Source organism: Paenibacillus sp. MY03 (assembly GCF_002165585.1).
In the GTDB taxonomy this organism is placed as follows: Bacteria; Bacillota; Bacilli; order Paenibacillales; family Paenibacillaceae; genus Pristimantibacillus; species Pristimantibacillus agaridevorans.
Genome location: NZ_MXQD01000043.1, coordinates 35,682 through 45,358 on the forward strand (window position 1 = coordinate 35,682; position 9,677 = coordinate 45,358).

7 protein-coding genes are annotated in these 9,677 nt (G+C 45.2%); all 7 read right to left on the reverse strand.

The genetic code is table 11. The features are described 5' to 3' along the window. Nucleotide 1: 1 nt before the first annotated feature. The 7 genes from B1748_RS27250 to B1748_RS27280 all read right to left on the reverse strand — a co-directional run bounded on the left by B1748_RS27250 (nucleotide 2) and on the right by B1748_RS27280 (nucleotide 9,640). On the reverse strand, nucleotides 2-826 hold the full coding sequence (locus B1748_RS27250; protein ID WP_087571111.1) for an HpcH/HpaI aldolase family protein: 825 nt from the start codon (nucleotides 824-826) through the stop codon (nucleotides 2-4). Beyond that, complete coding sequence (locus tag B1748_RS27255; protein WP_179215855.1) at nucleotides 823-1,275, reverse strand: NanQ anomerase/TabA/YiaL family protein; 453 nt, start codon at nucleotides 1,273-1,275, stop codon at nucleotides 823-825. Before B1748_RS27255 ends, B1748_RS27250 begins: the two co-directional genes overlap by 4 nt. A gap of 13 nt (nucleotides 1,276-1,288) precedes the next feature. Then, nucleotides 1,289-2,881, reverse strand: coding sequence for an extracellular solute-binding protein (locus tag B1748_RS27260; protein ID WP_179215856.1), 1,593 nt, complete (start codon nucleotides 2,879-2,881; stop codon nucleotides 1,289-1,291). 79 nt (nucleotides 2,882-2,960) lie between these two features. Further along, nucleotides 2,961-3,839, reverse strand: a complete 879-nt coding sequence (locus B1748_RS27265) for a carbohydrate ABC transporter permease (RefSeq protein ID WP_087571114.1) — start codon at nucleotides 3,837-3,839, stop codon at nucleotides 2,961-2,963. Between the two features lie 15 nt (nucleotides 3,840-3,854). Next, nucleotides 3,855-4,766, reverse strand: a complete 912-nt coding sequence (locus B1748_RS27270) for an ABC transporter permease (protein WP_087571115.1) — start codon at nucleotides 4,764-4,766, stop codon at nucleotides 3,855-3,857. Then, the gene (locus B1748_RS27275; protein ID WP_087571116.1) at nucleotides 4,767-7,112 is read right to left on the reverse strand and encodes a helix-turn-helix domain-containing protein; all 2,346 of its coding nucleotides are present in this window, start codon (nucleotides 7,110-7,112) and stop codon (nucleotides 4,767-4,769) included. It lies immediately after the preceding gene. Between the two features lie 95 nt (nucleotides 7,113-7,207). Continuing rightward, nucleotides 7,208-9,640 carry a hypothetical protein gene (locus tag B1748_RS27280; protein WP_087571117.1) on the reverse strand — a complete coding sequence of 811 codons (2,433 nt, stop codon included), beginning with the start codon at nucleotides 9,638-9,640 and terminating at the stop codon, nucleotides 7,208-7,210. Between the last annotated feature and the right edge of the window lie 37 nt (nucleotides 9,641-9,677).

The window sequence follows — 9,677 nt, forward strand, 5'->3', positions numbered from 1 at the left end:
ACTATATATTTATACGGTTATGCAATTCACGAATCGGATCGCCCAACGCCTGTTTAATCTCCGTTATTTCGTCCGACATGCGCGCCATAAAAGCCGTCATATCCGAAGCGTGAACAAGCAAATTCAAACCGGCCTTCGCCCACTGAATTTCCTGGTCGATTCCAAAGAAATAATGGATCCCCGCAGCGACCCCTGCCGCCCTCGCCTTGCTAATAATCGTTTCGACGGCTTCCACGAAGAGGGGATGGCGATACTGCTCCGGCACTCCCAGACTGCAGGACAAATCATGTGGTCCGATAAGAACCGCATCCAGTTGATCCACGGCAAGAATGTCGTCAAGCGCTTCTAGCGCGGGAACGCTTTCGATGTTTACAATGAGCAGATTGGATTCATTATACTCCTGGATATATTCATTTAACTCCGCTTCCGCCGGATCGGACGGTTGGCCTTGCAAATCGGCGCGCCGTCTTGCAAGCTGACCTTTTAACGGCCGGAGTTTGACCGCTGCCCTGAGCGCCTTTACTTGCTCGGCCGTTTCGATGTAAGGCGCGATAATCCCGGAAGCGCCGCCGTCGAGCGCCATGCTCGCCTGATAGGGATCCGGCGAAGGGATGCGCACGATTGGCGCCAAATTCATCGCCTTGTAGGTCTGACACATCCAGGACAACAAATTGCGATCCAACGCCATATGTTCGGCATCGAGAAACACAAAATCAATATCAAGCTTGCTTACTTCTTGAGGCCATCTGGGGGAAGTCGATACGATTAATGTCCCGTACACGCGACCTCCGTTTTTCAGCTCATTCATCAATTGTTTACTGTTCATACGGACCTCACTTTTATTACGGCTTTTTTGACCATCTCCGGTTTTCCGCAAGACAGACAGGGCATGTGCGCGTCCTGGGGATAAAATATGGCGAAGCTTCCTTCATGTACGGTCACGGTATCCCCTTCGCCCTCCAGGACGACAAAATCTTTAGCAGGATCGTATGGTTTCTTTACTGTTAATCGGTTCGCATGGGCAAATCCCATGTTTTCGCTTCCCTGCAGCATGTACTGCACGTCTATATAATTTTGATGGGCCTCCCAAAAGCTGTCTTCCGCTTCGCGCGTCTCGTACTGTTGCAGCAGCAAGAACATGTCGCTGCCATCGATATCATATCTGCCGGGCTCCCAGTCGTTCAAGGGATTGCTTTGCAAATAGTTCAGCGCAGCCTTAAGCTTGACCTGAAGTCCTGCATAGATAGCAGCATTTTCGAGTTGGTCGATGATCATTTTTTTGTGTCTCCTATAGACGCGACAACGCATCATTATAAATTTTCTCGATCTTGTCGACTCCTGCATCCATCATCTGCTGGCGGAACGCGTCCCATTCGCTCATCTGCCGCGTGCCCATAATGAATCTGTCTACATTTTGCTCGAAAATAGTCGTAACTTGAACTTCCAATTTCCTCAATGTTTCGGATTCCTCCTCGGTAAATGGAGGATCGATGCCCATAAATCGAATCGTGCCTTCTTCGGTAAGACGGTCAATATATTCCGACATTTCAATAAGCAGATCTTCGGATATGTCAGCCAGCGTGCCTTCGTGAACATACTTCGCAAATGTAAGATAACCCACGCCCAATGTACTCTGAGTAGCCGAGAATACATCCTGTTGATCCTTATGATCATCCAGAATTTTCTGCAAAATGTACGGCTGCCCGTCTCTCATTTCATAAGTCTCGCCTTCGATCCCGAAATTAGTAGCCAGCATGCCCTCTTCCGAATACAACCAGTCCATAAAGCGAACGACTGCTTCTGGATCTTTCACCTTGGAGCTAATGGCGGTGCTTGTGCCAAGCCAATCTTGTTCATATCGCAAGCTTCTCGTTTCTCCATACTGATTCTGCAGGGGACCAATAATATCGAATTTGGCTTTCGGATTGATTTCGGCAATCGCCGGATTAAATAATCTTACCGCATGCGTGTTGTTGTCATAAGTAAATAAGGACCGTCCTGAAGACAATTTCTCCACAGCCATTTCCTGCGTATTGACTGCATAATCGGGATCAAGCAGCCCGTGACTGTACAATTTGTTCAAGTAAGCAACGACGTCTTTATAGTTTTCGCTTGTCGGACCAAAAACGTATTTGTTTTCTCTCGGTTCGAAATACATGCCGGTCTCCGAAAAACCTTCGAAACCCCCTGCTCCCATAGGGTATGCCAGTTGACCCAGCATGTACGTCGTCCCTCTGCGACTGCCGACAAAAGGGATACTCTCCGGATACGCTTCTTTAAAAGCGAGCAGTACATCAAAAAGCTCATCAAACGTGCGGGGCTCCTCGAGCTTCAACTCCTCCAGCAAATCCACGCGCATAAGCGGTTGGGGAGCTACGGCCACACGATAATATTCCAATGTCGGGAAAGCGTACAACTTGCCATCCACCAGCATCTTCTTATAATCTTCTCTGCCTTCAATCGCTTTTTTAAAATTGGGAGCCTGATCCAAATAATCAGATATGTTCAGGAAAATCCCGGTCCGGGCAAACATCTGAATGTCATTTAAATCAACCGTGAGAAGGTCGGGAATATTATTCGTTGCGATCAGCGCGCTCTTTCGCTCTTCATAGCTGCTTGTCGGCACCGCCTCCAGTTGTAATTGCACGTTGGTCTGGCCAAGTATTTCCCGAATGACCGGAGTGTCCGAGAGAATGGGTTGATTGGGATTGTCCTCCAACATCCAGCTTAACTTCAATGGTTGCGACGATTGTTTCCCGCCTTCAGCGTCTTTTTTCTCTGTCGGCGACGAATTGTTCCCATTACTGCAAGCTCCGATCAAGAGCATACTTGCAAGCAGAGTACACATGAGTCCTGACGCAAGTTTTTTCGTTTTCAACATACAAAACCCTCCCAATGGAATGATGACTTCCCTTTTTGCAAAGACGCCCCGCATCCCCCCTTTCAAAAATGCAATAGCATCAACCTTTCAATGATCCAACCATCATGCCTTTGACAAAATACTTTTGAATGAACGGGTACACGACCAGTATCGGAGCAATGGTCACAATAATAACGGCATATTTGATGTTTTGTCCGGTAATCATGGCATTCATCGAAGCAGCAGCCGATTCTTGCGCGGCTACATTCCCGGCAATTACAATGTTTCGCATGATGAGCTGCATCGGATATTGGCTCTTCTCATTCAGATACATCAGCGCAGGGAAGAAGCTATTCCAATGCCAAACTAGATAAAACAAGGTAATCGTCGCAATGACCGGTACGGATAAAGGCAAGATGATACGAAAAAAGATGCGTAAATCATTTGCGCCGTCGATGTAAGCGGATTCGTAAATTTCCTCCGGAATCTGCTGAAAGAAAGTACGCATGATTATCATGTAAAACACATGAATCGCGGGAGGCAATACGATCGCCCACATCGTGTTGATGAGACCCAAAGCGTCAATCACAATATAATCAGGGATGATTCCGCCTTCGAAGAACATCGTAAAAATGATCAGTATGGTGAAAAAGGATCGACCAAAGAACTTCTTGCGGGCAAGCGGATATGCGCAAAAAGCAGTCAGGGTCACATTGATCAAAGTGCCTATAGTCGTATACAGAAAGGTATTTTTATACGAATTGAGGATATCCGGATCCTTTAAAACGGCCTTATACGTATCCCATGACGGAGACACCGGCCACAACTTGATATCGCCTCTGAGCACGGCATGACCATCGCTGATCGATACGATGAACATGTGGTAAATCGGATACAATATGGTTATACACAATGCAATCAGGAATAACATATTCGCAGCATCAAATATCTTCCCTGCTTTTATAGCTTTTAAGTTCATTTCCTTCCTCCTTGCCTACCATAAACTGGTCGCATTCCGCTTTCTGGCTGCATAGTTTGCGCCTACGATCAACAAAAACGAAATGACGGATTGAAAAAGTCCAACGGCTGCGCCATAGCTGAAATCAGCGCCAAGCAAGCCGCGCCTATACACGAAAGTGGAGATCACATCCGCTGTTTCATAGGTCGGACCGGTATATAGCAGCAATATTTTCTCAAACCCTATCGACATTAAGTCGCCCAGCGTTAGCAAAAAAAGAATCATGATAACGGAAGAAATACCAGGGAGAGTAACATGTATGGCTTGCTTGAACCGGTTCGCGCCGTCCATTTTTGCCGCTTCGTACAAGTGAGGATCGACGCCGCTTAACGCAGCCAAATAGATGATCGATCCCCAGCCGATCTTCTGCCAAATATCAGACGAGATATAAATCGTCCGGAACCATTCCGGCAGCATTAGAAACTGGATTTTATTAAAGCCCAGAGATGCGATGATCTGATTAATCAAGCCATCCGTAGCCAGGAAATTGACGAGCATGCCGGCTACAACGACTGTAGATAAAAAATGAGGCAAATAGCTGATGCTTTGCACCACTCGTTTAAAGGCCGTAAAGCGAATTTCATTTAGAAGCAAAGCAAGTATAATAGGCGCCGGAAAATAAAAGAGGATCATATAAATGTTTAAAAGCAAGGTATTGCGAACCAGCTTCCAAAAATACGGATCGAAAATAAAACTCTCGAAATGCTTCCAGCCTGCCCACTCGCTGTTTAATACACCTTGAAACACGTTATAATCCTTAAAGGCGATCAGAATTCCGAACATCGGTCCGTACTTGAAAATAAGAAAGTACACGAGAGGCACCAGAAAAATCAAATATAAATAGCCGCTGCTCTTTATTTGTTTCCAGGCCAAAGCTTCCGTCTTCATTCATCCATCACTTCCCTTTTCTGTTCGAGGAGACGTTTTGTCTTTTTTTTGTTCATTGAGCTTCTTGAATTCCAAAGGAGATACTCCCTCATATTTTTTAAATGTCCGCAAAAAGGTCGTTCTATTGAATATTCCCACTTTCTCGGCTACCTCATTAATGCTAAAATCAGATTCGATCAACAATTGTTTTGCTTTGGATATTCGCAATAAACTGATATAATCCGTCAAATTGTTGCCGGTCTGCTCCTTGAAGATTTTCGACAAATACTTCGTAGAAATCCCCATTTGCTCCGATATCTTTTCCAAATACAAGTCATGCTCCAGATGAGTCTGGATATAGTCCATTGTCGTGATCACAATGGAGCTCAAATTTTGGCTCCGGTCCTTCTCCGCCTCAATGATCTGCGCATAAAAAGCCATAAGCCTTTCATATTGCTCTTCATTCCGAATAACCAATTTGTCCGGACTAGTATGAAATGTTTTTGTCTCCATCGAAATATGCTCGTAATGCATGCCTTTTACCGTCATCAGCTTATATCCCGTCCGTATCATTTCGTTATACAAGCCGTTCATTGCATGATAGGATGCGTTATTTTTTTGGTTTTTCTCCATAATGAGTCGGACATTGTCGGTTACCGCATTCAAGTCCCCGGAGTTGATGGCATGGATCAGTTGATTCTCCTCCAGAGACGAATACAGAAATGAATTCTCAACCTTGCTCTCGTCGGCATGAATAACTTGAAACTTCTCTTGCGCATTGCGACGTTGCAGCGCGGTCATCGCTTCGTTGAAAGAATGCCTTAAATCGGACAGCTCGGTGCAAGTTCGACCGCTTCCAATGGTAATCCGGCAATACTTGAAATCGAACGAAAAAGTGGCATAAATATTTTGAATAATGTTGTCTAGCGCCGCTTTCTCATTGTCTTCGTCCATATTGACCACACAAACAAAAAGAAGATCGTTGTATTCCTGCACATATGCGCGAGTATCTTCACGGCTCAAGGCACTGACGACATTTTTTAGCTTGCTTAAAATAATAAGTCGATCCGTATCCTGCACTTCCTCATAAAATGCCTCCGAAAATTGAAACCAGACGTTTAGGCAAACATAGCGATTCCCGGAAAATAGCCATTCGTTTTTAAGAATATTGTTCAAAATGTTCAACGTATCAGGCTCGACCGGCCTTCCCGTAAACACATCGTAAAAGGTGTAATCCAGAAACTCCCGGGAGATTTGCATACTGTGTTTTTTGATTTGGGTACTTTTATCATGCATTTGCTGGATATTTTTGCCGATATATTCAAAATCATTTTTGTATGGCACGCTTTCGTCCAATTCTTCGAACCCGTTTACGATCTCGCTAATTTTCCTTATTGGATTATAAATTTTTATACTGAAAATAAACGAAAACACCACGCCAAGAATTAAGAAGGTTACGCTAATGGCCACAATGAATTGAAATGTGCTCCGTGATTCCTGATTCAGCGCGCTGAGCGGAGTCAACGAATAATACTTCCATCCGTATCTTTCGGAGTTTACATAGGCGAGCAAATACTTTTTGTCGCTTAAGCGAATTTCCCGATAATTTTTTTCGTGATTGTCAAATGCCAAATCCAATTGGCGGAAGGAATGCTCGCCAATCAATTCCGAGTTGCTGCTAAGCATCAATTGCCGATTTTCATCGATAACAAAAAAGTCGCTTTCTCTAAAAATTGTATTTTCCGTAAATAGTTTCAATAGATTGCTTTCGGACAGATTGGTCGCCACTACAGCATCGTGACTGTTTACGTACGATTTCGTTATAAAGGGAATGACCCTCCCCTTCCCCTGGCCATTAATAGAGACCGGGGTCGGGGGAAGAATCTCAAAAGACTCCCGCCGATCAAGCAATCCTTTCCAAAAATCAACAGGATACTCCTGATGCACATAGAACTTTTCGAAAAAAAGCGAAAAGTCGTCAACTCCGCCTACCGTATAAATCCGTTCGTGGTCCACGTATAAAAAGATATTTTCCGTAAACTCGGCAATGATATTTTTGGATTTCGCAATCATTTCCGATATGTCCGACATTTGCACTCTGTGTTCCAGTGTCAACATATCGTTTGGTCTCAGAACAGTTGCAATCGCCTTGTTGCTAAGCAAACCGAGACTGACTTCATGCACGGATCGTAAATACAAATCAACGGTTTTTGCCGATGACTGCAAGTAGTACATTAATTTTTTTGAGTCTTCTTGCTTGGCCAGCATGGCTTGATATCCATAGAAGATAAAAGACACAATTAACAACGGAACGAGCAATGTGAGAAAATAAAGCAGGATGCGGTAAAACAATCGATTGGCTTTCATAGGATACCCCTCAACTTTGATAAATCACTAGTTTGATCTATCACAAGTAAAGCACAATCCCTTTAATGTAATCTAGTTTAGACTAAGGATTGTCCTTAACCGTTATCTTTTTTCAACCACAATTCGTTGATGTAGGGGCCGATTCCCGATTCTTCGTTAACCCAAACAATCTCTAGTTTCCCGTCCGGGATCATATCCGGAGTGACTTCAAAGGTTTCCATCAGTCCTCTGTGCGTGATCCTGTTGTCCGCCGTGCTCTTGCCATTAAGAAGCATATCAACGCGCCCTCCCCAGAGTCCCATGACTTGCAGGGTGTAGGAACTGCGACTGTCCAAATTCGAATAGGTTACTTTGATTGGAGCCGAGTAGTAAGAAGACAGATTGGAGATCCAGGCAAGCGGCGGACTTGTTAAACCAGGAAGAATGCGATTACACGTTTCCCGGCTAAGCAACGTATGCGAATTGCTGCCGTTCAGAATGGAATAAGCCGTTTCCAGCAAACCCGGATTATGTCTGATGAGCGCCGTATTGAGATAACCCGGATCCTCTTTCCACTCATGGGCAATTTCAACCCGTAATAACGACTGGTCTGCTGCAAAATTGGTATAAAACCCGCCCTCTCCAGGATCGGTTCTATAAATGATGGCATCCAAGGCCTCTTTCCTTGCAAGCTCTTCCTCCATGGACCTGATCACTTGAAAGGCTGACAATAGATAAGCCATATCGTTTAGCGGGGTGTCGATCGCCTCTACGAAAGCTCCGCGGGTAATACTGACTCCCTGATGTTTTGACACCGTTAGCTGCGCGCCAATATGCGCAAACAAACGGTCCGCCAGATCCAAACACTTTTCTCTGTAATCCGTACAAACGGGTTGTGAATATTTCCGATTCAAAGTTTCTTCGGCCTGTTCCATTGCCGGCATAATCCCTGTCTCATTCGCGCGATACAAAACATCCATTGCACGCTGCTCCAGCTCCTGCTCATGGATAAGCCTTCTTTGGACATACGCGTCATAATAAGCTCTGAGCAGTCCCATTTCGAATCGATAGTTTTGTAAAACTTGTTCGTCCACTCTGGATTCCATCTTCCGCCAATGATTCAACGTGTGCGAGATTTGACGATTCGTAATCATCGGTCCTTCGAAGTTACGTTCCAGCGCAAGTAGTCCATTAGCGACACCGTATTCCACATCCGGATGAATGAGGAAACGGGCATATTCCCTCAGCGTCTCCAGAACAGGCGTGTCGGGATTCCAATCCTGTCCGCTCCAGACAAATTTATTTACATCGTCATTAATGCCCTCCGAATAAGTAAGCGAACCGACTATTCCTTCGTCCTTTAGGAGATTATGAATATGCTTCATAGCCATTGGCCGAGGATTGATGCATTCTCTGGAATGAGTCATCGCAAATGCCGTGTCCCAGTTGTGCACGGGGTACTGCGAGTTGATCGTATGCGTAATATCCGGGTAATTGCGAATCTTCATCCCTTCAGGGATCAATCTTCGTAATTCCGGCAACGAATGTTTCTCCCACGGCGCGAATGCGACTCCAGCGAGCCAAGCGGGCTCTTTCCTCACATTCGTATAGAACGTATCCAGCCATTCATCCGTTGGATTGAATGCTTGAGGGGATACCCACAGCTTCGCATTGGGATGATACTTATTTAGCAATTCCGCTTCCATCGCCATAAAATCAAATAAATCCTGAGCGTTTAATGCTCCGGGATCCCCGCCGGGAACCAGAATATGATCAATTCGCTTCATGGAACTGAAAATCTCTTCTCGTTCTTCCAATTGCCGCTTCAAGTATTCCGGCTTCATAAACTCTTCATCATTGCCGGTTGCGGGATACCAGTTGTCCGGACTGCCCATATTCGGGTACCAGATCCACACATCCAAATCCATCGCATCGCACACCTCCGAAACATGACGCATCATAAACAACGGATCATACTTCATTAACGGTCCTGTTCTTTCATCATCGGTGATCGGCGGTACAAGTTCGATACTATTTGTCCCGAACAGTGCAAGCTCTCGAATATACTGCGAATATATTTCTGGCGTCCAAGCGTCATAGGCATTGGTTTTGGGTCTGTAGCCTAATTGATGTCCTCTCAGGGAAAAATGCGGTGTTTCCGCCAGGTCCACATCAGTTGGAACTTCGATTTTGTTTCTTGTCAGAACCATGATTCTTAGCAGCTTTCCAACACCATACAGAATTCCTCTGTCATCTGCCGCTTCAATTTCGATTAACCGTCTTCCGTTCGACTGACTTATCCGAATCTGGTAGCCTTCCCGACCATAGGCTGGGGATGATGAGGAATTGACCATTTTAATAGAGATGAGCGGCAGTTGATCATTAGGAACAGATTCCAAAACAGATAAGCGGATGCCCGTTCTTCGTTCAATTTCTTCAACTAATATATGAACTGCATTTTGGCCTCGGGCAGACACCGGGCCCGACAGAATCATACTTGCATCGGAGACTTCGCATAGCTTCAGGTTATTCCTCAATCGATTGGTCATTTCTCAAACGCCTCCTGATATTTGGGTATCTCGCATA

Bases quoted from the DNA above. Each gene is read 5' to 3' on its own strand.
- B1748_RS27255 (WP_179215855.1), bottom strand. From the start codon at position 1,275: ATGATCATCGACCAACTCGAAAATGCTGCTATCTATGCAGGACTTCAG.
- B1748_RS27265 (WP_087571114.1), bottom strand. From the start codon at position 3,839: ATGAACTTAAAAGCTATAAAAGCAGGGAAGATATTTGATGCTGCGAAT.
- B1748_RS27270 (WP_087571115.1), bottom strand. From the start codon at position 4,766: ATGAAGACGGAAGCTTTGGCCTGGAAACAAATAAAGAGCAGCGGCTAT.
- B1748_RS27260 (WP_179215856.1), bottom strand. From the start codon at position 2,881: ATGTTGAAAACGAAAAAACTTGCGTCAGGACTCATGTGTACTCTGCTT.
- B1748_RS27280 (WP_087571117.1), bottom strand. From the start codon at position 9,640: ATGACCAATCGATTGAGGAATAACCTGAAGCTATGCGAAGTCTCCGAT.
- B1748_RS27250 (WP_087571111.1), bottom strand. From the start codon at position 826: ATGAACAGTAAACAATTGATGAATGAGCTGAAAAACGGAGGTCGCGTG.
- B1748_RS27275 (WP_087571116.1), bottom strand. From the start codon at position 7,112: ATGAAAGCCAATCGATTGTTTTACCGCATCCTGCTTTATTTTCTCACA.